The organism is Sphingomonas oryzagri (assembly GCF_029906645.1).
GTDB lineage: Bacteria > Pseudomonadota > Alphaproteobacteria > Sphingomonadales > Sphingomonadaceae > Solisphingomonas > Solisphingomonas oryzagri.
In genome coordinates this window covers 84,063-104,553 of record NZ_JARYGZ010000002.1, presented here as the reverse complement: position 1 = coordinate 104,553, position 20,491 = coordinate 84,063, and the positions used below count along the sequence as shown (strand labels likewise).

The following is a 20,491-nucleotide window of genomic DNA, read 5'->3' as shown; positions in this document are numbered from 1 at the left end:
ACACCCGATGAATTCTGGACTCAATAAATGCAGGTTCTGGAGTCCAGATATATTGCGCAGCGCTAGAGACTGATATGTTTTGGAGAGGATGACGGGCTTTATTTTTGTCTTTCAGGTTACCTCCATTGAAATGCGAATTCGCGAACTCCACAATTTTCGCGACGCAGAAAGCGCGGCAACTTGAACTCAAATAGCCTGGAGGAAAAATGACCAAACGTGACTTCGACCCGGCGATGCGCCGCACCAGCCGATGCTGGCGGCGAAATCGAATGGTCCACCATGGAGCGCTGGCAGCCGTCGCCGCGATGGCGCTCAGCGCGACAGCGAGCGCCGCCACCACGAAATACTACGCGCGGCAGCGCCTCTCGAACGTCGCCGCCGCCGCACCGGCTCCAACCGGTCCCTCCTGCGGCGTGCCGGTCCAATCGTTCAGCAGCGACTACAGCGGAACCCAATACAACCTTGGCGCCGCCACGACAGCGCAAATCGCCAGCACGCTTTGCACTGCGAAGATGTCGTCCATCAAATCCAAGGGAGGCGCTTGCATGTGGAGGCAGGATCAAAACGCAGCATACTATTTCGACAACGGCAAGATCGGCCCCTGGCTGGGCGCCTATTGGGCGGTGATCTGCAAATAGGATGCGCAACGCCGCGGAGGCGGTCCGGGTCTCGGCATGTTCGGACCCGACATGCCCGTTCCTGTGCGGAATGCTCCATCGGAACGACCGCATTGGCAGCCGCGGCGGAAGACCGTAGGATCGCCGATATGCGATCGACCTGGAGAAATCCGTCACCGACGCCACCGAGCCGCCGGATGCGAGGAGCCCTTCCGGCCAAGACCGGGCGGCGGCCGTGACGAAGCGCCCCCTCGCTCCTGGCGACTTCCACGAGGAGGAGGCCCGCTTCGCCAGGCGGCTGAAGGCCGCCCGCAAGCAGGCGGGCCTGACCCACGCGCAGCTCGCCGCCATCACCGGCTTCGGGAAGGCCTACATCTCCTACGTCGAGAACCTCAGGGCGAACCCGTCCCTGCTGACCTGCCTGCGCTTCGCCCGGGCGTTGAAGATCGACCTCGGCGACCTCGTCTCGGCGCGAAGGATCGAGGCCCTCGACGTCATCGAGGATCAGTAGCGGGCGGTGCGCGAAATCCGCCTGGACCGAGCCCGAGCGCCGTCAGAGCCGCTCACTCGGACGCCTTCTGGTCGAGCAGCCCCTCCATGTTCCGAAGCGAAGCCTGGACCTTCGCCAGCGCATCATCCATGCGGGCGGCGCGCAGCAGATCGGCGCGACCGCTGAGCCGGAGCACGACCTCCAGCACCTGATCCGAGTGCCGCATCAGCGCGACGAGCTTGTCGCCGCACGGCCCGTTGTTTCCCGCCAGCCAGTTCTTCACGGTCCGCTCGCGCGCGTTCGCCAGCTGCGCTATCCGCTTCACCGTCGCGGGGAGATCGCCGAACTCCCGCCGGAGCGCGGCCGCGATCTCGAGCGACAGATCCGCGTCCCCGCCGAGTGGCGGGTGCGGAAGTTTTCGGTCCATTCCGGGCAGCGACATTCCGCACCCCCTCACCGTATCCGCGACCGCAGATAGATGGAATCGGTTGCGAATCGGGGTCAGGCGCAATGGTGACGGACGATCGGCCAGTGAAGACGGTGAGGGCCGCCCAATATGTCCGCATGTCGACGGACAACCAGAAATACTCGACGCAGAACCAGGCCGACGCGATTGCCGCCTACGCCGCGCAGAAGGGCATGGAGATCGTCCGCACCTATGCTGACGAGGGTTGCAGCGGGCTCAGCATCGCGGGCCGCGAATCCCTTCGCCGCATGATCGAGGACGTGCGCTCGGGAAGCGCCGACTACGACGTCATCCTCGTCTACGACATCAGCCGCTGGGGGCGCTTCCAGGACGCGGACGAGAGCGCCTACTACGAATTCATCTGCCGGCAGGCCGGCATCACCGTCCACTACTGCGCCGAGCAGTTCGAGAACGACGGAAGCCTCAGTGCCACGCTGATCAAGAGCGTCAAGCGCGTGATGGCGGGCGAGTACAGCCGCGAGCTTTCCACCAAGGTGTTCGCCGGCCAATGCCGCCTCATCACGCTGGGCTACCGTCAGGGCGGACCCGCAGGCTACGGCCTGCGCCGCTTCCTCGTCGACGAGCACAACGAGCGAAAGGCCCCGCTCGAGCGCGGCGAGCAGAAGAGCCTCCAGACCGATCGGGTCATCCTCGTGCCGGGTCCGCCTGCGGAGGTCGAGACCGTCCGCCGCATCTACCGTGTCTTCGTCCTCCAGCGCCGCTCGGAGCGCGAGATCGCGATCCTCCTCAACGACGAGCGCATCGACACCGGGCTCGGTCACGGATGGACGCGCGGGATAGTCCACCAGATCCTGACCAACGAGAAGTATATCGGCAACAACGTCTACAACCGCGTCTCCTTCAAGCTGAAGCGCAAGCGGGTGGCGAACCCGCCCGACATGTGGGTGCGCGGCGACGGCGCCTTCGAGGCCATCGTCGACGCCGACTTCTTCGAAGCCGCCCAGCACATCGTCGCCGAGCGCTCGCGCAGGTTCACCGACGAGCAGCTGCTCACGATGCTCCGTGACTTCCAGCTGCGCAAAGGGGCGCTGTCCGGCCTCGTCATCGACGAGGACGAGGACATGCCCTCCTCCTCAGCCTATCGCCACCGCTTCGGCAGCCTCGTGAAGGCCTATTCCCTCATCGGCTACGATCCCGGACGCGACTATCGCTATCTCGAGACCAACCGGGCTCTGCGCCTGATGCACCCCGGCATCGTCGCCGACACAGCGGCGGAGATCGAACGCATCGGCGGCGCCGTCGCCGTCGATCCCGCGACCGACCTCATGCGCGTCAACGACGAGTTCTCGGTGTCCCTCGTCCTCGCCCGGTGCTTCGAGACGGCCGGCGGGTCGCGCCGCTGGAAGATCCGTCTCGACGCCGGCCTCGCGCCCGACATCACGGTGGCGGTCCGCATGTCGCCCGGCAACGAGCGGCCGCGCGACTACTATCTGCTTCCCTGGATCGACCTCGGCGGCAACGACGCGCTCAGGCTCGCCGACGAGAACGGCACCCGCCTCGACGCCTACCGCGCCGACGACCTCGGCCCGCTCTACCATCTGTCCCGCCGCTTCCGCCTCGGCCACGCCGCATGACCCAGAACGTCCCCGACATCGTCATGGTGCCGGTCGGCTCCATCGAGATCCTCAATCCCCGCGCCCGCAACCGCAGGATCTTCGAGGAGCTGGTCGACAGCATCTCCAAGGTCGGCCTCAAGAAGCCGATCACGGTCACGGCAACCGAGGACGGATACGCGCTAGTCTGCGGGCAGGGACGCCTCGAGGCCTTCATCGAGCTCAAGCAGACGCTCATCCCTGCCATCGTGATCGACGTGTCACGCGAGGAGGCCTACGTCCTCAGCCTCGTCGAGAACATGGCACGGCGCAACCACAGCCCGCTTGAACTCATCCGCGAGGTCGGCGCATTGCGCGACCGCGGCTACACGCTTCAGCAGGTGGGCGACAAGCTCGGCTTCAGTCACGAATACGTCTCGGTCATCTGCACCATGCTCGACCGGGGCGAGGAAAGACTCCTCAACGCGGTCGAGCGCGGCGTGATCCCCCACTGCGTGGCCTACGAGATCGCGATGGCCCCCGACCTCGAGGTGCAGCGTGCGCTGGCTGACGCCTACGAGAAGGGCATGGTCGCGACCTCGCAGATCGTGGCGATCCGACGGCTCGTCGACGAGCGCGCCCAGATCGGCAAGGCCATGAAGTCCGTCGCCCGGCCACACAGGGGGCTCAAGCCGACGGCCGCGTCGCTCGTGCGCACCTACCAGAAGGAGGTGGAGCGGCAGAAGCAGCTCGTCCGCAAGGCTAGCCTGACCCAGAGCCGCCTCATGTTCGTCGTAAACGCGCTGAAGAGGCTCCTCGCCGAGGAGCATTTCGTCACCCTTCTTCGCGCCGAGGCGATGGAGACGCTTCCGCTCCCGCTCGCCGAGCGCATAGGCATCGCGAAGGCCTGACCATGAGCGACGACATCCACATCGCCTTCGCCCCGAAGATCCTCGAGCTCAGGCTCTCGGACATCCTTCCGCTCCGGCAGATTCCGTCGCAGGTGCTCACCTCCCGAAGATACGCGCGCATCGTCGCGTCGATCGCGACGGTCGGGCTCGCCGAGCCGCTGGTGGTGTCGAAGCAGAAGCGCGGGCAGCCCTATTTGATTCTCGACGGCCATCTCCGCCATCACGCATTGCTGGCCCGCGGCGACGAGACGGTCCGCTGCATCCTCGCGGACGACGACGAGGCCTTCACCTACAACAAGAGAGTCAACCGCCTGGCGACCGTCCAGGAGCACTACATGATCGACCGCGCGATCAAGCGCGGCGCGTCCGACGAGCTGATCGCAAAGTCGCTGGGCGTCGACGTGAACGTCGTCCGCCGACGCCAGAACCTGCTCAAGGGCATCGCGCCCGAGGTCGTCGAGATGTTCAAGGACCGGCCGATCAACGTCCAGACCTTCGAGGTCCTGAAGAAGATGAAGGCGCCTCGGCAGATCGAGGCAGCCGAGCTCATGATCTCGGCCAACAACTTCTTCCACAGCTACGTCAAGGCGCTGCTCGCCGCGACCAAGCGCGACGACCTCGCGAAGCCGGATCGCAAGAAGCGCATCGGCGGTCTGAGCGCCGAGCAGATGGCGAAGATGGAGCGCGAGATGGAGAACCTCACGCGCGACATGAAGGCCGTCGAGGACGCCTTCGGCGACGACGTGCTGAGCCTCGTCGTCGCGTCGGGCTACATAGGGAAGCTGCTCGGCAACGAGCACATCTCCGCCTACCTCGAACGTCGTCATCCCGAGATCAGCAGCCAGTTCCGGACCATCGTTTCGGCCGCCTCGCTGGAGCAGCCGGCACCCTAGCATGTCTCGGGGTGCTGCCCTTCTCGAGCAGGCATCCGCGAACCGGTTCATTAGGTCGCTGGTCGGCGATGAGCACCGCCGACCAGCTTCTCGATTAGAACGATCCCTTCGACGTCCCACCCTTCGCCCGCACGGCCGCGTCCATGCGCTGGTTGAAGCTGACCGGCTGGCTCATCACGGACGGGGCCAGCAGCGAGATCTCGCTCCCCGAGGCCGTCAGCGTCGCAGAGCCCTGGCCGCAGGGCGACGGCGTGCACCATTGCGGGGGCAGAAAGCTCTTCAGCTGGAAGCCCGATCCATATCGCTTCGTGAGCGTCGCCCTGATCTCGGCCTCGCCCGGCGAGCCGTCGTCCGTCGTCCACTTGATGCCGATGGCCTTCGGCGCGTCCGGGTAGATCCCATAATCGACCGCGACCGCCTCGTGGCCCTTCGTCCATTCCTCGTGCGTCGGTATTCGCGTCGGATGCGCCGAACCATGCCCGGAAATCCGCTCGTCGACGAGATCCTCGAAGGAGTCGCTCGACCAGGCGGCCGCGTTCATCGCGCTCTCCTTCTTCGCATAGCCCTCCGCGCCAAGTGCGGCGCCCACTTGCTCGGGCGTCATCATCAGCCCCGCGCCGCCGACCCTGTAGGGCGCCGCCTGCGCGACCTCCTCCGGCGTCCTCGACCCGGCGGACCCGCCACCGGCATGCCCCTTCGGCGGGCTCGAGCTTCCGCACCCCGGCAGCATGGCGAGCGCTACGCCCGCGGCGATGATCTTCGACATGTTCTTCACGGCATTCCCCTTGTCCTTCGGACGAGCGCCATAGATCGCCGGAGCGTCGCTCCGGCGCGGCCGTCGTCCATCCATGTTCGTTCAGGGCAGCAGACCCTCTCGTCGTTCCGTCAGCGGAGGCCGAGCGGCGGCGGGCGCCCGCGCAGAACGGGGTCGATGCTCGCCGGGCGCGACGGCGCGCTAAGCGCCGAGCGGACCGATACGTTGCCGATATGACGACTGCCCATGTCCACGCGACCCCACAGGGGCGAGACCAAGGCTGGCTCCAGCCGGCGGCGTCGCCCCGAACCCGAGGCGACGCCGGCCCGAAAGCCGGAGATTGGAAACTCGCGGTAAGACGAGCGCGAGCGTCTTTAGACCCGAGGATCCTGGACATACACGCCCGCTCCCCGGCCGAATGAGATTCGACCGGGCATGCGGCTACTTACCGTTCGAGGTTTCCACGCCTCGCCCATCTCTCGATGGGATGCGACGACGCTAGAATCCGAGTGTTAACACCGCAATAGCGGCCAGCACTCGGTTCGTCGCACCAACCTCTCGGCATCGCTGTCGCTGCGACCCCGAGCCGCGGCTCTGAGTTTCGCGTCCCGCCGTGTCGATGAGACAGGCGACAGGGACGGGAAGACCGACTGCGCTCCATCGCAGCTGAACTGCTCACCGCAGCAGTGGAGGAAATGCTGGGGGACTGCGTCAAAAACCGCGTGCCGACGATCCGGAGGGATACGACGTCACGCCAACCCGCCAAGACAAGCGGCACCCCGAACCGGATCGTGAACGAGGCTTCTGCCGGCACGAGCGCGCGAGGTCTTGATCGAAAACGCCGATCAACCGGGAATGGAGGAAAGGGTGAGCGAGGTAGATGCGCCGCGCGAAAAGGATACTGGCTCACGTCCGCGCCATGCCAACATTGCCGAGGCGCGGCGGCGCGCCGCAATCGTGAAGCGCTACGTCGCGATCGAGCGGCCGGACGTCGAGATCGACGATGCCTTCGCGGCCGAAATCGGCCTCTCGGTCGATAGCCTCATCCGCATGGCGACGGCATGGCGCCGCCTCGGCGAGGCCAAGTTCCTCCAAGGCAGCGGATACCGGCCGTCCGAGCTAGATCGGATCGAGGCGCTGGAAGCGCTCGAGCGCGGCGTCGATCTCGATGAGGTGCCCGCATCCCGGCGGCCCGAAATCCGGAAAAGGCTTCGCGCGATCCGCCAATACCTCAGGATCGAACAGCCGGACTCGACCGACGTATCGAAGGCGGCGGACCGTCTCGGCATGACGTCCCACCAGTTCCGAAAGATGGTCCGCATCTGGATCATGTTCAGATCCGCCGTCGCCGTGCCTGGCGCCTACGCAGCGAAGCGGCCGAGGCGCAAGAACACGCAGACGACCGATATGATCGCGATGTTCATCCGCCGCGCGCTCGAGGAGCTCGGTGACGATGCACGTGGGGATGCGGTCCACGCGCGGACGGTCGAACTGTGCGGAGAGGCCGGGATCAGGCCGCCGGCCCTGTCGACCACCTACGAACGGCTCCGATCCCTCCGCAGCAAGGAGCGCGCACGCGGCGAAGGGGGCATGACGCCCATCTAGCGGTCGTCGTCGATCCGCGACCGCAGATCAGCCACGCGCCGCAGCAGATTTCTCACGCCATCGGAATCGGCCGAGCCACCGATGCCATTCTGACGCGCCCGTTCGAGGCGCACGCCGTTGTTTCGATCGATGGTTTCCCGAATGGTGTCGATCATGGCCGAGCTGATCTCGGGCATCGCCGCCGCCCGGCCGGTCCTGAAGCTCACCCCGTCGGGCCGCTCGCCCACGCCAAGCCAAGTGGGCCCGATACGGTCTCCGATCGCGTCGACGATGATCCTGCCGAGGCGGTCGATGCCGTTCGGAGTCACGAGGGGAAGACCGGTCCCACCGAAGATGCGCTCGGCCGCCGCATCGCCTGACCTGACCCGGATCATGACATCCGGCTCGCCATCGGCCACGGACACGCCTTCCAGGTCAAGATCGGCCAGCCCGTCGAGCGCCGCATCGGCGGCGTGCACGTATCCTGTCGCACCCCACCTCGCCGTTGCGACGACCCAGCCTAGAACCACGCCGGTGCCGACATCGACGACCGCGTCCAGGCGGAGGTGATGGCCCTCGGGATCGGCAAGATCCAGCCCGGCGCTGTCGAACGCGATGTCGGCGCCGAACGATCCGGAACGCCGCTCCCGTCGCGCCTCCGTGATCATCCGTATCAAAGTCGTTCGCGACGGCGCCCCCGCATGGCGAGCGGCTATCGCATCCAGGATCGCGTTGGTCCCCGCGTTCGGATCGCGGTCGAGGACCTCGGCGATCGTGGTCGAGATCTCCGCCTTCACGGCATCCGAAACCGCGGACCTGCGCTTCGTGCCGGCCTTTCCGACCACACCCAGGGATTCCACCGAGCGGCGGGCCTTCCAGTCCCTCACGAGCTGATAGAAGTGCGAAGTGGCCAGTCCCGCGAAGGTGGCCGCGTCGGCGGCGCCATCGAACCGCGGTTCCCCGTCTGTCGGCTCCGTCCAGCGAAGCACCGCCGCCAAACGTCGGCGAACCGTCTCCCTCCCCGAGTCGGGAAGTCGCTGGATCGCCAGCTCGTCCCGAGTCGGAATTCCCTCGGGCCAGGCGCGCAGCTTGAGTTCGTCGAGGGTCGGCACATTCGCCACGGCGGCTTCCAAAAGTTCACTACGTGAAAAACTTGAAACCCACTACAGCCATAAAATATCACTTGCAAGCCTCTTGATTGTCGAACATTGAAAACCCACTACAGCCGCTATGGCCGTAACGGGTCTATCAAATCATCGTTCGAGGAGGGGTATCTTGCGCACGCCGACCATCAATCCGCTCAACCGCACACCGGTGGGCGCCGGACCGGATGAACCGCCAACGGCCGCACTTCCCGCCCTCGCGGGGTTCCTCCCCCGCCTGTCGGAGATCGGCATCCCCGATCCTCTCGACTGCCTCCACCCCCGCGCCCGCCGCATCGGCGGCGTCAACCACGTCCATCCGCTCTTCTCGGAGATCGCCATGGGCGCGACCAGGGCGGCCGCGTCGACGGCCGGCTGGACGCTCGTTTCGATCGAATCCCGTCCCTTCCGGAGCTGCGTCACCTTCCACCGCAAGCGCGGCACCTTCCAGTTCCTCAGCCGCAAGACCTGCGCCTACCAGTCGGGCGAGAGCCCGTGGGAGCGGCTCGACGCCATGGAGAGGGAGGTGGATCCCGGCTGCGTCGACTACGCGACCCAGGGCCTGGTCGTGACGTGGGAGACGCCCGAGGGCCGCCGCCGCTACACCCTCGACTGCCTCGAGACCCGGACGTGCGGCGGCACGGTGGCCCGCGAGCTCAAGGCCAGCGCCAGCTACTTCTCCGACGTCGACTACGCGCCGCTGATGGAGCGCGCCGCCAACGACCTCCCGCTCCACGGCATCGCCTTCGTGAAGCGCACCGGCGACGAGATCCAGAAGCGCCGCCGCCGCGTCAGGAACGTCGCCCGGGCCTTCGACGACCGCTTCACCGGCTTCGACGAGCGCCAGCTCGCCGCCGCCGCCGACCACGTCGAGAAGTGCGGCCCGGAGGTGCCGCTGGCCCTGATGGGCGAGGTGCTGGGCGTGCACCGGTCGGCAGCGCTCCAGGTCGTCAACGCGCTCATGTGCGCCCGGCACTACGCCTACGACCTCGACGTCGCGGTGAACGACGACACCATCGTGTCGCCGGTGCCGCCCGCCGAGCCCGCGGAGCACGACCTGCGCCGCATCGCCATCCGCCCCGGCCGCTGAAGGCCGGGGCGCGCCTCGAGATGGCCAGCGGAGCCTGCACCCGCACCGTCGCGGCGATCATCACCGTCACCACCACAACCACCCTGACCACCACCACCCGGTCCGCCCGGCCTGGCCGCGCCGACCATTCCGAAGGAGAACGACCTTGAAGCACTTCAACCCCTCGACCGCCGTCGCCCACCCCGTCGGCGAGCCCGTCCGCATCGACATCGTGGGGGCGGTCGGCGACCGCTTCCGCTGCGACGACCGCAACGTCGTCCTGGAGGCCATCCGCGACGACGGGACCGTCGCGCTCCGCGACGTCCAGACCGAGGGCCTCCTCCAGGTCCGCGACCCCGCGACGGACGCCGTGTCCGATCCCACGGTCGAGTGGATGCGCGAGATGTATGCCCGCGGGCTGCTCCACCCGGTGGGCGACGCGACCGACGTCGCCGTCGCGCAAGGGCGCTTCCTGCTCCTCGACCCGCACGCCTGCGCCAGCCGGGACGCGAAGAGCCGCTGGCGCGACTCCCTCGCCTGGCGCGCCTGCATGGCGCAGATCGACCGGACCGACCGGGCGATCCGCCACTGGCTCGACGGCAACTTCGGCACCGAGCCCTCCGACCTGCGCTACCCGCGCCCCGGCGCCAGCTCGGTCCGCCGCTGGATGCGCCGGGTCGAGAAACTCCGCCGGCCGGGCGCCCTCGTCAGCAGCGCGGGCCGGCGCCTCGGCCAGGCCCAGGTCTCGCCCTTCGTCGACCGCCTGCTGCACGAGGCGGCGCTCTGGTTCTGGGCCCGCCCGCGCGCGACCAAGGCGCAGGCCTACGCCTGGCTCGAGCACCAGCTGAAGCGCGCCAACGAGCAGCTCGCGCCGAGCGCGCCGAAGCACAGGTGCCCGTCCAAGGAGGCGCTGCGCAAGCGCATCGAGCGCCTCCGCTGCGCGGAGACGGTCGCCGCCAAGGAGGGCAGGCAGTCGTCCGAGAAGCTCTACAAGGGCTCGGGCGAGCCCGTCCTCGTCGACCGGCTCCTCGAGCTGGTCCTCATGGACGCCGCCGACCTCGAGCAGGTCATCGTCTTCGACGACGCGTGGCAGCTCCCGGCCTGCAAGGTCCGCATCACGGTCCTCATGGACTACGCCTCGCACGCTATCCTCGGCTGGTGCGTCTACGCCGGCCCGCCGCGCGCCGAGACGTCCATGCAGGCGGTCATCGACTGCCTTGCGCCGAGCGAATACCCCGAGGCCGTCCTCGCCCAGTTTCCGGACCTGAGGTGGATCTTCGGCAAGCCGTCGACCATCACCCCCGACAACGCGAAGCCGCTCGTCGGCCCGAGCTCGCTGCCCGGGCTCAACTCCGCGGGCATCGGCCTCGCCGAGCCGCCGGTCGGCATGCCGACGGCGAAGGCGGCCCTCGAGCGCTTCTTCCGTTCGCTCAAGGAGGAGCTCGCGATGCTCCCGGGCACGATCATCGACCCCAAGCGGGCCCGCGACCTCGACTACGACGGCGTCGCGGCGGCCATGCTCACGCTGCCCCAGCTCAGGGTCATGGTGGCGCACGTCGTGGCGAGCCACAACGTGTCGCCGTCCAAGGGCCTCGACGGCCGCTCGCCGCTCCAGGTCTGGATGCAGAAGGCCAGGAACCGCGCCACGCCCGTCTTCGTCGACCGCGACCACGTCGCGCGCTGCCTGTCCCGCGAATACCAGGCGCTGCTCACCGGCGACGGCATCGAGCTCGACGGCATCCGCTACCGCGATCCGCGCAAGGTCAGGCTCGGCCTCGACCACATGCACCACACGCAGGCCCGCCGCTCGCAGCGCAAGGACGGCTCGGCGACCGTGAAGGTCACCGTCCGCCGCAACGACGGGAACATCGACTCCATCGAGTTCCTCGACACGCTCGACAACAGCTGGATCAGCCTGCCCTCGACCCAGCCCGCCTACACCCACAACCTGACGGCCTGGGAGCACGACAAGTTCCGCGAGATGGCGCGGAAGCGGAACGAGCCGTTCGACACCGAACAGGCGCGACAGCGCTCGAAGGCCCTCACGCTCGGCGCGATGGAGGAGATGCTGCCGAAGATGAAGTTCAAGGAGCGCGCCACCATGGCGGCCCTCCACCAGAGCCACGTCGTCGACGCGCTGAAGGGCGGCCGCAAGCCCGCGCTCCTGCCGGACGACGCCGTCGTCTCGCCCCAGCTCACGGCCGACGACCTCGGCATCGCGCCGACGTCGCCGGGGGATTCCAAGTCCCCGACGGCCAGAAGCTCCGGTCGCAAGCCAAAGAAGCCCGCGATCGACAGGGCCGAGGCCTTCTGGGACGCGGTCCGGGCTGGCGCCCCCGCCGAGGCCATCGATCCCGAGACCGGCATCGAGCCCGAGCCGCTCCACGGCGAGGATCCCTACGACGGCGACGTCGCCGACGAGGAGACCGGCGCATGAGCGCCGGTCGCGAGTTCCGCGGCCCCGCCACGGGCCGCGCCCTCTCCGAGGGGGACGACGCGGCGACCGCGCGCGAGACCGCAGCCTGGACGGCCTATCTCGGCATCGACGTCGAGCACGCCCCCCAGAAGGCGATCAAGGGGAGGATCGAGGCCATGCGGCAGTCGACCCTCGGCATCCGCGGCAGACCTCTTCCCGGCCTGCGCCTGTCGCAGGTCTCGCAGGCCGGAAAAACGTGGACCCTCAAGAGCTACATCGCCGAGCTCAAGACGAAGACGGCGGCGGCGACCGGCCTTTCCCCGCATCCCCACCAGGCGATCTACATCGGCCTGAAGAAGCGGACGACGGTCAAGATGCTCTTCCAGAACGTCCTGGCGAAGCTCGGCGACCCGCATGTCAACGTCGGGAACGTCGAGATCCTGGAGCAGCGCTGCAAGGAGCTGCTCCTCGAACACGGCGTCCAGCTCCTCTTCGTCGATGAGGTCCAGCACCTCCTCGGCGGTTCGCAGGTCAAGGAGGACGTCACGGACCAGCTGAAGACGTTCATGGACGAGGGGCTGGTCCCCATCGTCATGGCCGGCAACGAGCGGTCCCGCGAATTCTTCGAGGCGAACCCGCAGCTCGCGGGGCGACTCGGGACCCCCCTCGAGCTCGCCCCCGCCACCATGGAGTCCGTCGACGCCGCGCGCGCCTTCGCGACGTTCTGCGACAACCTCGACCAGGCCATGGTCGATGCCGGCTGCGTCAGGCGACTCTCCGGCCTCGGGACCGGGGCGATCCTCGCCCGCATGGTCGACGCCGCGACCGGACACGTCGGCCGCGTCCATCGCATCGTCGAGGAGGCGCTCAGGTTCTCCGCCCGGCGCGGCGCGGACTTCGTGGAGGAATACGACCTCTCCTATTCCGTGCGGCACTTCGCCATCCCCAACGGCTGGGTGGACGAGAACCCCTTCGCGGAGCCCGATTCGTGGTAACCGCAGGAATCCGCTGGAACGGCACCGTCAGCTCGGCGCGGCTCTCGCTTCCCACCGTGCCGCGCGACGGCGAGAGCCTCATCGGCCTCGTCGCGCGCGCCACGCGGCGCAACGTGCTGGCGAACACGAGGATCGTGACGAGCGTCACCGGAGCCTACCTCTTCCATCCGGGTCACGTCGTCGTGGAGCCGGGCGACTGGTCCGTCGCGCTCGCGCGCGTCGTCGGATGTTCGCCGGCCGAGGTCGAGGCTCGCCGCGTCGGCAACGAGCAGAAGCCCGACCCGCACGCGGGGGCCCGCATCCCGACGCCCGCGCGGTCCCATCTCGAACTGCATCGCCGGCGAGTGTCCCCGGTCAGCCTCGCCGAATCGGGCCATCATCGCACCACCTGGCTGTATCGCCATCTTCCCTACTGCCCGGAAAGCCTCGAGCTGCTGATCGATCGCTGCTCCGATTGCGGGACTGTGCAGGGATGGAGCGAGGCCTGGGGCATCGGCAACTGCGACAACTACGAATGCCGTCGCCCGCTCGTCGCGCCCGAGCCGCGCTTCCTGCCCAGACGCCTCGAGGCGAGCTATCGCCGGTTCGCGAGCATGCTCGATCCCGACCCGTCGGTCAGAGCATCGACGCTCGCCGCGATGCCGACCGACTTCGCGGAGGCGAGTTGCCGAATCCAGGTGCAGAGCCTCGTTCTGCTGGGATCCCTCTTCGTTCGCGGCGTTCCGGCGAACATCGTGGGAAGCACCAACGCCCGGGGCGTGGTCCATCTCCCTCCCGAGGAACTCGCCGAGATCGTCTGCACGGGCGTCGATCTGCTGGGCGACTGGCCCCGCCGGCTCCGCGGCGAGGTCGTGGAACGCCTCTCCGATGGTCGGCTCTCCGATCTCTCGGCGGCCAAGCGCTTCTCGAAGGGGTATCGCAGGCTCAGCGTCACGACGACCAAGAGTTCTCTCTACCGGATGTTCGAGGCCGGACTCCCCGAGACGCGCGACAATTCGCACATCGCCCTCGCCGCATTGGGGCGCCGCACGTTCAACGCGCGCGATGCGGCCAGGATCACCGGGATTTCGACGATTCAGTTCGCGAGACTCCGAAACACCGGCCGGATCACGCCGATCGTGGCGTCGAGCGAACCACGAGGCGCCCGCTTCGACGCGCATGAGATCGAGCTGATCTCCAACCTATGGCGGGGTTCGGACCCCTGGACCTTCTGCGCGACCTATCTCAAGATCCCGGTCTACGGAATCGAGCAGCTCGCGGCCCTGGGCGAACTGGCCTACGTCGACCATCCGGTGATCCATGCGCTCGATCCCGAACCGCGGCTGCTGAAGACCGCGGTCGCGGGCATCCGCAGTCGGTTCGCGGAAGTCGCGCGGACCGAAGCTCCGCCTTCTGGTCTCGTTCCGCTCCATCTGGCCATGAGGTGCTTCGCTCGGATGAAGCCGTGGGGGCATGTGCTCTCGATGATCCTTGCGGATGAGCTGCCCTGCTGGATCCCGGTCGGTCGGTCGTTCGACGCCAGGCACGCGCTGGTGGATCCGTGCCGAATCGCTGGTCGTCCCGACCTCCAGAGTTCCAGCGACAACCTGAAGCTCTTCCCCCGCATCATGCTCACGACGTCTGAGGCATGCGACATCCTGATGGTCGGCAAGCGTGAGCTCGACCGAGCCGTCGCGATGGGGCTCGTCAGGCTGTCACGTCACTCGCCGAAGAAGACGTTCTACGACCGCGCTCAGATACTCCGGCTCAGCGAAACCATCATGCCTTGGCCCATGGTGAAGCAAACCGTCGGTCTGCTGCCCCGGAACGTCCTCGCGGCCACCGGCGTGAATCTGGCGAACACCTTCCCGATCGGCCTGCCGCGAGAGGACGTTCTCGCCGGCAGGCTACCCGTCATTAAGGTCCAACGTCCCCAGTGGCCCGGTAGGCGGTGCGCCGTCGACTGAGATACTCGGCGGCAGGAGTCCATTTCGGGTTGCCGATTAGCGCCGAAGGTCATTCATGGTTGCGTGGATTAGGTTGGCAAGTCCCGTAACTCCTAGAATTCCGGGGTCGGATAAAGGTGGTCCCAACACTAGCTCCGCCTGAGGTCGTCCAGCATCAGCGTTGCGGTCGCCTTCGCCGATCCGACGACGCCGGGGATGCCCGCGCCCGGATGCGTGCCCGCGCCGACGAAATAGAGGTTCGGGATCCGGTCGTCGCGATTGTGGACGCGGAAGAAGGCCGACTGGGTAAGCAACGGCTCGAGGCTGAAGGCCGAGCCGAGATGCGCGTTCAGATCGCCCGCGAAATCGGCCGGCGTGTAGTGGAAACGGGTTATCAGGCGCTCGCGCAGGCCCGGTATCAGCCGTGCCTCCAGATGATCGAGGATGCGATCGGCGTAGATCGGCCCGATCTCGTCCCAGTCGACCGGCAGCTTGCCCATGTGCGGCACCGGCGCCAGCGCATAGAAGGTCGAGCAGCCCTCCGGCGCGAGGCTCGGGTCGGTGACGGTCGGGTGGTGGAGATAGAGCGCGAAGTCGCGCGCCAGCACGCCGTGATCGTAGATGTCCTTGAGCAACCCCTCGTAACGCGGGCCGAACAGGATCGAATGGTGGTGGATGCCGGGAAAGGCGCCGCGGATGCCGAAATGCACGACGAACAGCGATGGTGAGAAGCGCTTGCGCTCCAGCGAGCGCGCCGCGCGCTCGCCGCGCTGGGTGGAGGTCAGCAGATCGCGATAGCTGTGCACGATGTCGGCGTTGGAGGCGACCGCATCGAAGGTGCCGTGCCAGCCGCTCTTCGTCGTCACGCCGGTGACGTGATCGCCCAGCGTGTCGATCGATACCACCGGATCGCCCAGCCGCACCACGCCGCCCAGCCGCTCGAACTGCGCGACCATCGCGCGGATGAGGGCATGGGTGCCGCCCTTGGGAAACCAGACGCCGCCGTCGCGCTCCAGCTTGTGGATCAGCGCGTAGATCGCGCTGGTGGTCATCGGATTGCCGCCCACCAGAAGGGTATGGAAGCTCAGCGCCTGCCGGAGATGCGGATCCTTCACGAAGGAGGACACCATCGAATAGACGGAACGCCACGCCTGGTTCTTGAGCAGTTCCGGACCCGCCTTGATCATCGACGAGAAGTCGAGGAAGGCGACGTGGCCGAGCTTCTCGTAACCCTCGCGATAGACCGCGCCGGCATAATCGAGGAAGCGGCGATAACCGGCGACATCCTCCGGGTTCAGCGCCGCGATCTGGCGGCCAAGCGCCGCATCGTCGTTGGTGTAGTCGAACGTCGTGCCGTCGGGCCAGTTGAGCCGATAGAAGGGATCGACCGGCAGCAGCTCGACATCCTCGGCCATATCGCGGCCGGACAGGCGCCACAGTTCGGCGAGGCAGTTGGGATCGGTGATGACGGTGGGGCCGGCATCGAAGGTGAAGCCGTCCCGCTCCCAGGCATAGGCACGGCCGCCGGGCTTGTCGCGCGCCTCGACCAGCACCGTGGCGATGCCCGCCGATTGCAGGCGGATGGCGAGCGCCAGCCCGCCGAATCCCGCTCCGATGACCGCCGCCGTCTTCATGTGTCCAATCCCTAACCGGCGATCGCCCGCAACGCACGCCCGATCGGAACCGGCGGACGACCCAGCAGGATCCGCGCCTTGTCCATGTTGGTCGAGCGGCTCGCGTAAAAGCGCTCCACGAGGGATTCGTCCAGCGTGTAGAATCGCTTCAGCACCCGCCAGCGCTCGTCCGGCTCGGCCGCCTTGAACAGCATGCGATTGAGCAGGCGGTAGAAACCGCGTTCGTCCCAGGCCCGTTTGGCGAAGGCGAACAGCGCCTCATGCAGGCCCGGCGCGGAGAGATCGGAGAGGTTCGCGATGAACCGCGCCGTCCGCATCGCGTCTGGCAGCGAATAGCCGGTGACCGGCTGGAACAGGCCGGCGCGCATCCCGGCCTTGGCGACATGCGCGCCGCCGGACCGCCAATAGGCCTCGAAATCGCCGGACATCACCACCGGCAGCGCGCCGGTCTCCTCGCGCGCCGAATCCGCGACCGGCCAGCCGCGCGACGCGGCGTAAGCGGAAACCCGCCCGGCCAGGAGAGCGGGATCGATGGTGGGCGTGTCGCTGTAATAGGTATCCTCGACGAACAGGCGATCGGTGCCGAACGGCAGCAGGTAGACGAAGCGATAGCCGTCCGCCTGATCGACGCTGGCGTCCATCACCACCGGGCGCTGCAGCCCGTGCGGCTTGGCGAGGCGCAGCTCGCGGCCGAGGAATTTCTGCCAGCCGCATTCCAGGGTGGAGAGGTCGCCGGGGCCGCGCGCATCGATTACGCCGCCGGCCTCGATCCGCGTGCCGTCCGCCAGCACCACCGATCGCGGGCCGACGCCGATCGCCTTGCGACCGGTCAGCACCCGCTCGGCGGGCAGCGTCTCGCGGAGCGCCTGATCGAAGCGTTCGGAGGTGATGCTGTTGTAGCGCACGTCCAGCCGCCGGCGCAGGCCGGGGAACACGACGTGATAACCGTCCCACGCATGGGCCACGAGCGGGCCGATCAGCAGCCGGTCCTCCGGCGTCACGTCGCTTTCGAAGAAGGACCAGACGTGGTTGCCGCCCAGAGTCTCGCCACCCTCGATCAGCAGCACGCGCGCTTCCGGCCGGCGTTTCGCGAGTGCGAGTGCAATCAGCCCGCCGGCCAGCCCGCCGCCGACGATCGCAAGGTCGCACTGGCGCACGCGTGTCATGCCGGGATTCCTATCGTGGCGCGCACGCCGCGTCACCCGCCTGCAAATTTGCGCAGGTCCTTAGACGATGGTCGAGACTGATCGATCCTGATACAGTTTATACACTCGTGCAGCCACAAGACCCCCTTCGTGCCCTAGAGCGCAGGCCGATCCAGTGGCCCAATGTCGGCCCTGTGAAGGAAGTCGATGTGGACGAGCGAATCAATGCGTTGGCGGAAGGATTGGTGGAGCGTTTCGGCGATCGCGCGCTGGATGTGGTGATCCGCCAGTTCGATGCCGCCGAAGGTGACGTGAAGCAGGTATGGGGCCGGATCATGGAATGGCTGATCCTCCATCGCGAGGAAATGGGGCCGCCGGCGAAGTGAGCCGTCAGGGCTGCTGCTGGCCTTGCTGCCCTTCGGCGACGGCGCGCATCTTTGCGTAGACGGCATCACTCGGCGGCACGTCGATCATGCAGCCGATCCGTCCGCCGCTGCACCACACAACCTTGCCGACCAGCCGCGGCCAGCCGTCGACCTCCAGCCGCACGGGATGGCCGGCGGGCAGGTTGAGAGGCGAGGTGACGCGGAAGCCGCCGCGCGACAGATCGATCAGCCGCACCTTTTCCGGTTTGCCCTCGATCACGACCAGCCGCGCCGGCAGGTCGATGGCATAACGGGGATCGGATCGGCGCGGGGCCGATTCGGACACGGGACGCTCGTCGGTCATGCTTCGCTCGAAATCAGGATGGCGCAGGCCAGGGTCGCCACCCTCTCCCATGCGCCCCTGCTCGTCTTTTTCATGGCTCAAATCAAGATGCTGCGAGGTATAAGCGGGTGGTGACCACCACGCTCGCGCTTCTCCTCTCCGTCCTGGCGATGACGCTGATCGTCGGTGTGCGCTACCTCTTCGTCTCGGGCGCCTTCGCGCTCGCCACAGAGCGGCGACACCCCGGCCTCTATCGTGGCCTGTCTCCGCAGATGCGGCGCGAGATCGGCTGGAGCCTCGCGTCGGCCGCGATCTACGGCGTGCCGGCGGGCGTGCTCGCCTGGGGCTGGGCGCATCGCGGCTGGACGCGGGTCTACACCGACATCCATGCGTATCCACTCTGGTGGTGGCCGGTATCGGCGCTGCTCTGCCTGTTCGCGCACGATACATGGTTCTACTGGACGCACCGCTGGATGCACCGGCCGATGCCGTTCCGGATCGCGCACGCCGTCCATCATGCGAGCCGCCCGCCGACCGCCTGGGCGGCGATGAGCTTCCATCCATGGGAGGCGCTGACCGGGGCGGTGGTGATCCCCGCACTGGTGCTGATCGTCCCGCTACACTGGACGGCACTGGCCTGCGTGCTGACGATCATGACGGTAATGGGCGTCACCAACCACATGGGCTGGGAGATGTTTCCGCGCGGGATGGTCGAGGGACGAGCGGGGAACTGGCTGATTACCGCGAGCCACCATCAGCGGCATCATCAGCAGTATCGCTGCAATTACGGCCTCTATTTCCGCGTCTGGGACCGATTGTGCGGGACGGACAGCGGATTGGGCCGATTCGACCGACAGGAAACCCGCTCGCCCTGAATATCTTTTCGGGGCGAACGGGTTTCCCGCGATCAGGCGCGGATCACTTGCAGTGGACCTCGCCCTTGTCGATCGAGCGACCGAGCAGCGCACCGCCACCGGCACCGAGGATGGTGCCGAGCGCGCCGCCGCCGCCGAGGATCGCGCCGAGCACGCCGCCGCCGATCGCGCCGACCACGGTGCCGGTCGTGCCGTCCGAACGCCGGCAGTAATAGCGGCCGTCCGATCCACGATAGACGCGGTCGTCGCGGGTGATCACACGATCGCGGCCCGGCTCGTCGCGATAGTCACGATAGGGGTCGTAGCCCTGCGGCGCGTCGCGATCCCAATAGCCGCCGCGCGGCGCGCCATTGTCGTAATAGCCACCCGGAGGGGGCGGCGGACGGTCATGATCATAATAGCCACCGGGCGGCGGCGGGGGCGGGGGCGGCGGGCCATAGCCGCGCGGGCCGTCATCCTCGTAGCAGCCGGCCAGCGGCAGCAGCATCGCGCAGGCCATCAAGGCCGTCATCGGGCGTTTCAAGCGCATCTTCTCTCTCCCCTCGGGCCGCGGAAAAGCCGCGGCGATCGTGTCACAACGCCGGATGCGCGGTTTATCTCCGCTGAACCCCGCATTTCGTTGCGGTTCAGGAACGGCAGGAGTTCGACCACGCCGCCGATTGACAAAATCTCCTGTCGGGCGAATGTCTTGGATGCGCTGCGGGGGCGGCGCTCGGGGGGCTTGTCTGTCAATGCGAAGGCTTTGGATCGCGGCGTGTTCGGCCGCGCTGTCGCTCGTGCCGGGCGCCATGGCGATCGCGCAGGCGCCGGCCTGCCGCGTCGACGTCTGGCTGGCTCAGGGCCTCGAAACCAACAGCGACGGCGCCGTCCTGATCGAGGCGCACAACAGGGCGCTGCGCGACCGCGACGGCCATCCGAGCATGTTGGCCGACATGCTGACCCCGGCCGCGCAGCGTTCGGCCCTGACCGGCATGGACCTGCCCGCGCTGCTGGGCCAGGCAGGCTCGCGGATGGTGCTGCACGACGGGCCGGTCGACGGGACGACCGCGCCGGCGCCATGCGGTGGAGCGCTGGTGCTCCAGCATATCGTCTTCTCGCATAACCAGCTCAGCCGTACGGCATTACAGGGCATCTTCGCGTGGCGGCCTTATGGCGGGGCGCGGCCGTTCACGACGCTGGTCTCCACGCCCCTGCCGCATTTCACGATCGATGCCGATCCGGTGTCGGCCGATTCCGCGCTGCGTGTCGCGCTGGTCCGCAATCTCGAACAGTTCGCGGGCTACGCCGTCGCCGCGCGTCGATAAGTCGTTTTCA

20 protein-coding genes are annotated in these 20,491 nt (G+C 67.5%); 13 read left to right on the top strand and 7 right to left on the bottom strand.

Going from position 1 to position 20,491, the window contains the following annotated elements:
- Nucleotides 1-206: 206 nt before the first annotated feature.
- Together QGN17_RS14620 and QGN17_RS14615 are read left to right on the top strand one after the other, a co-directional pair.
- Nucleotides 207-638 carry a hypothetical protein gene (locus tag QGN17_RS14620; RefSeq protein WP_281045331.1) on the top strand — a complete coding sequence of 144 codons (432 nt, stop codon included), beginning with the start codon at nucleotides 207-209 and terminating at the stop codon, nucleotides 636-638.
- A gap of 214 nt (nucleotides 639-852) precedes the next feature.
- Nucleotides 853-1,128: a helix-turn-helix domain-containing protein gene (locus QGN17_RS14615; RefSeq protein WP_281045330.1), complete on the top strand. Its 276-nt coding sequence runs from the start codon at nucleotides 853-855 to the stop codon at nucleotides 1,126-1,128.
- A gap of 52 nt (nucleotides 1,129-1,180) precedes the next feature.
- Here the strand turns inward: QGN17_RS14615 and QGN17_RS14610 are convergent, their stop codons facing one another.
- Complete coding sequence (locus QGN17_RS14610) at nucleotides 1,181-1,549, bottom strand: hypothetical protein (RefSeq protein ID WP_281045329.1); 369 nt, start codon at nucleotides 1,547-1,549, stop codon at nucleotides 1,181-1,183.
- Between the two features lie 68 nt (nucleotides 1,550-1,617).
- On the opposite strand from QGN17_RS14610, the gene QGN17_RS14605 reads away from it, so the two are divergent.
- Genes QGN17_RS14605 through QGN17_RS14595 form a run of 3 tightly spaced genes read left to right on the top strand, consistent with a single transcriptional unit; the run spans nucleotide 1,618 to nucleotide 4,930 of the window.
- Nucleotides 1,618-3,168 (top strand): recombinase family protein, encoded by a 1,551-nt coding sequence (locus tag QGN17_RS14605; protein WP_281045328.1) that lies wholly within the window; start codon nucleotides 1,618-1,620, stop codon nucleotides 3,166-3,168.
- The gene (locus tag QGN17_RS14600; protein WP_281045327.1) at nucleotides 3,165-4,037 is read left to right on the top strand and encodes a plasmid partitioning protein RepB C-terminal domain-containing protein; all 873 of its coding nucleotides are present in this window, start codon (nucleotides 3,165-3,167) and stop codon (nucleotides 4,035-4,037) included. Before QGN17_RS14605 ends, QGN17_RS14600 begins: the two co-directional genes overlap by 4 nt.
- A gap of 2 nt (nucleotides 4,038-4,039) precedes the next feature.
- On the top strand, nucleotides 4,040-4,930 hold the full coding sequence (locus tag QGN17_RS14595; RefSeq protein WP_281045326.1) for a plasmid partitioning protein RepB C-terminal domain-containing protein: 891 nt from the start codon (nucleotides 4,040-4,042) through the stop codon (nucleotides 4,928-4,930).
- 94 nt (nucleotides 4,931-5,024) lie between these two features.
- Here QGN17_RS14595 and QGN17_RS14590 read toward each other — a convergent pair whose 3' ends face one another.
- Nucleotides 5,025-5,705 (bottom strand): hypothetical protein, encoded by a 681-nt coding sequence (locus QGN17_RS14590; protein WP_281045325.1) that lies wholly within the window; start codon nucleotides 5,703-5,705, stop codon nucleotides 5,025-5,027.
- Nucleotides 5,706-6,551: 846 nt separating this feature from the next.
- Between QGN17_RS14590 and QGN17_RS14585 the strand changes: the two genes are divergently transcribed.
- Nucleotides 6,552-7,289 (top strand): hypothetical protein, encoded by a 738-nt coding sequence (locus tag QGN17_RS14585; protein ID WP_281045324.1) that lies wholly within the window; start codon nucleotides 6,552-6,554, stop codon nucleotides 7,287-7,289.
- On the opposite strand, the gene QGN17_RS14580 is transcribed toward QGN17_RS14585, so the two are convergent.
- Nucleotides 7,286-8,389: a hypothetical protein gene (locus QGN17_RS14580; protein ID WP_281045323.1), complete on the bottom strand. Its 1,104-nt coding sequence runs from the start codon at nucleotides 8,387-8,389 to the stop codon at nucleotides 7,286-7,288. The genes QGN17_RS14585 and QGN17_RS14580 overlap by 4 nt on opposite strands.
- A gap of 154 nt (nucleotides 8,390-8,543) precedes the next feature.
- On the opposite strand from QGN17_RS14580, the gene QGN17_RS14575 reads away from it, so the two are divergent.
- From QGN17_RS14575 to QGN17_RS14560, 4 genes are all read left to right on the top strand, one after another.
- Nucleotides 8,544-9,500, top strand: a complete 957-nt coding sequence (locus QGN17_RS14575; protein ID WP_281045322.1) for a hypothetical protein — start codon at nucleotides 8,544-8,546, stop codon at nucleotides 9,498-9,500.
- A 145-nt stretch (nucleotides 9,501-9,645) separates the two neighbouring features.
- Nucleotides 9,646-11,916, top strand: coding sequence for an integrase (locus QGN17_RS14570; protein ID WP_281045321.1), 2,271 nt, complete (start codon nucleotides 9,646-9,648; stop codon nucleotides 11,914-11,916).
- Entirely contained in the window at nucleotides 11,913-12,890 is a 978-nt protein-coding gene (locus QGN17_RS14565) for a TniB family NTP-binding protein (RefSeq protein WP_281045320.1), read from the top strand. Before QGN17_RS14570 ends, QGN17_RS14565 begins: the two co-directional genes overlap by 4 nt.
- Entirely contained in the window at nucleotides 12,884-14,836 is a 1,953-nt protein-coding gene (locus QGN17_RS14560) for a hypothetical protein (protein WP_281045319.1), read from the top strand. Before QGN17_RS14565 ends, QGN17_RS14560 begins: the two co-directional genes overlap by 7 nt.
- Nucleotides 14,837-14,964: 128 nt before the next feature.
- On the opposite strand, the gene QGN17_RS14555 is transcribed toward QGN17_RS14560, so the two are convergent.
- Both QGN17_RS14555 and crtY read right to left on the bottom strand, forming a co-directional pair.
- Nucleotides 14,965-16,449, bottom strand: coding sequence for a phytoene desaturase (locus QGN17_RS14555; RefSeq protein ID WP_281045318.1), 1,485 nt, complete (start codon nucleotides 16,447-16,449; stop codon nucleotides 14,965-14,967).
- An 11-nt stretch (nucleotides 16,450-16,460) separates the two neighbouring features.
- Entirely contained in the window at nucleotides 16,461-17,615 is a 1,155-nt protein-coding gene (gene crtY / locus QGN17_RS14550; RefSeq protein WP_281045317.1) for a lycopene beta-cyclase CrtY, read from the bottom strand.
- Between the two features lie 188 nt (nucleotides 17,616-17,803).
- Here crtY and QGN17_RS14545 point away from each other — a divergent pair, with 188 nt between their 5' ends.
- Nucleotides 17,804-17,980 carry a hypothetical protein gene (locus QGN17_RS14545; protein WP_281045316.1) on the top strand — a complete coding sequence of 59 codons (177 nt, stop codon included), beginning with the start codon at nucleotides 17,804-17,806 and terminating at the stop codon, nucleotides 17,978-17,980.
- A gap of 4 nt (nucleotides 17,981-17,984) precedes the next feature.
- Here the strand turns inward: QGN17_RS14545 and QGN17_RS14540 are convergent, their stop codons facing one another.
- On the bottom strand, nucleotides 17,985-18,323 hold the full coding sequence (locus tag QGN17_RS14540; protein ID WP_022689680.1) for a PilZ domain-containing protein: 339 nt from the start codon (nucleotides 18,321-18,323) through the stop codon (nucleotides 17,985-17,987).
- Between the two features lie 149 nt (nucleotides 18,324-18,472).
- Between QGN17_RS14540 and QGN17_RS14535 the strand changes: the two genes are divergently transcribed.
- Nucleotides 18,473-19,177: a sterol desaturase family protein gene (locus QGN17_RS14535; protein ID WP_281045761.1), complete on the top strand. Its 705-nt coding sequence runs from the start codon at nucleotides 18,473-18,475 to the stop codon at nucleotides 19,175-19,177.
- Between the two features lie 43 nt (nucleotides 19,178-19,220).
- On the opposite strand, the gene QGN17_RS14530 is transcribed toward QGN17_RS14535, so the two are convergent.
- Nucleotides 19,221-19,688, bottom strand: coding sequence for a hypothetical protein (locus tag QGN17_RS14530; RefSeq protein WP_281045315.1), 468 nt, complete (start codon nucleotides 19,686-19,688; stop codon nucleotides 19,221-19,223).
- 220 nt (nucleotides 19,689-19,908) lie between these two features.
- Between QGN17_RS14530 and QGN17_RS14525 the strand changes: the two genes are divergently transcribed.
- On the top strand, nucleotides 19,909-20,481 hold the full coding sequence (locus QGN17_RS14525; RefSeq protein ID WP_281045314.1) for a hypothetical protein: 573 nt from the start codon (nucleotides 19,909-19,911) through the stop codon (nucleotides 20,479-20,481).
- The last annotated feature ends 10 nt before the right edge of the window (nucleotides 20,482-20,491 follow it).

Excerpts from the sequence above, each read along its gene's own strand:
- crtY (WP_281045317.1), bottom strand. The coding sequence starts at position 17,615 with ATGACACGCGTGCGCCAGTGCGACCTTGCGATCGTCGGCGGCGGGCTG.
- QGN17_RS14600 (WP_281045327.1), top strand. The coding sequence starts at position 3,165 with ATGACCCAGAACGTCCCCGACATCGTCATGGTGCCGGTCGGCTCCATC.
- QGN17_RS14605 (WP_281045328.1), top strand. The coding sequence starts at position 1,618 with ATGGTGACGGACGATCGGCCAGTGAAGACGGTGAGGGCCGCCCAATAT.
- QGN17_RS14530 (WP_281045315.1), bottom strand. The coding sequence starts at position 19,688 with ATGACGGCCTTGATGGCCTGCGCGATGCTGCTGCCGCTGGCCGGCTGC.
- QGN17_RS14610 (WP_281045329.1), bottom strand. The coding sequence starts at position 1,549 with ATGTCGCTGCCCGGAATGGACCGAAAACTTCCGCACCCGCCACTCGGC.
- QGN17_RS14595 (WP_281045326.1), top strand. The coding sequence starts at position 4,040 with ATGAGCGACGACATCCACATCGCCTTCGCCCCGAAGATCCTCGAGCTC.
- QGN17_RS14565 (WP_281045320.1), top strand. The coding sequence starts at position 11,913 with ATGAGCGCCGGTCGCGAGTTCCGCGGCCCCGCCACGGGCCGCGCCCTC.
- QGN17_RS14525 (WP_281045314.1), top strand. The coding sequence starts at position 19,909 with ATGCGAAGGCTTTGGATCGCGGCGTGTTCGGCCGCGCTGTCGCTCGTG.
- QGN17_RS14620 (WP_281045331.1), top strand. The coding sequence starts at position 207 with ATGACCAAACGTGACTTCGACCCGGCGATGCGCCGCACCAGCCGATGC.
- QGN17_RS14535 (WP_281045761.1), top strand. The coding sequence starts at position 18,473 with ATGACGCTGATCGTCGGTGTGCGCTACCTCTTCGTCTCGGGCGCCTTC.
- QGN17_RS14555 (WP_281045318.1), bottom strand. The coding sequence starts at position 16,449 with ATGAAGACGGCGGCGGTCATCGGAGCGGGATTCGGCGGGCTGGCGCTC.
- QGN17_RS14540 (WP_022689680.1), bottom strand. The coding sequence starts at position 18,323 with ATGACCGACGAGCGTCCCGTGTCCGAATCGGCCCCGCGCCGATCCGAT.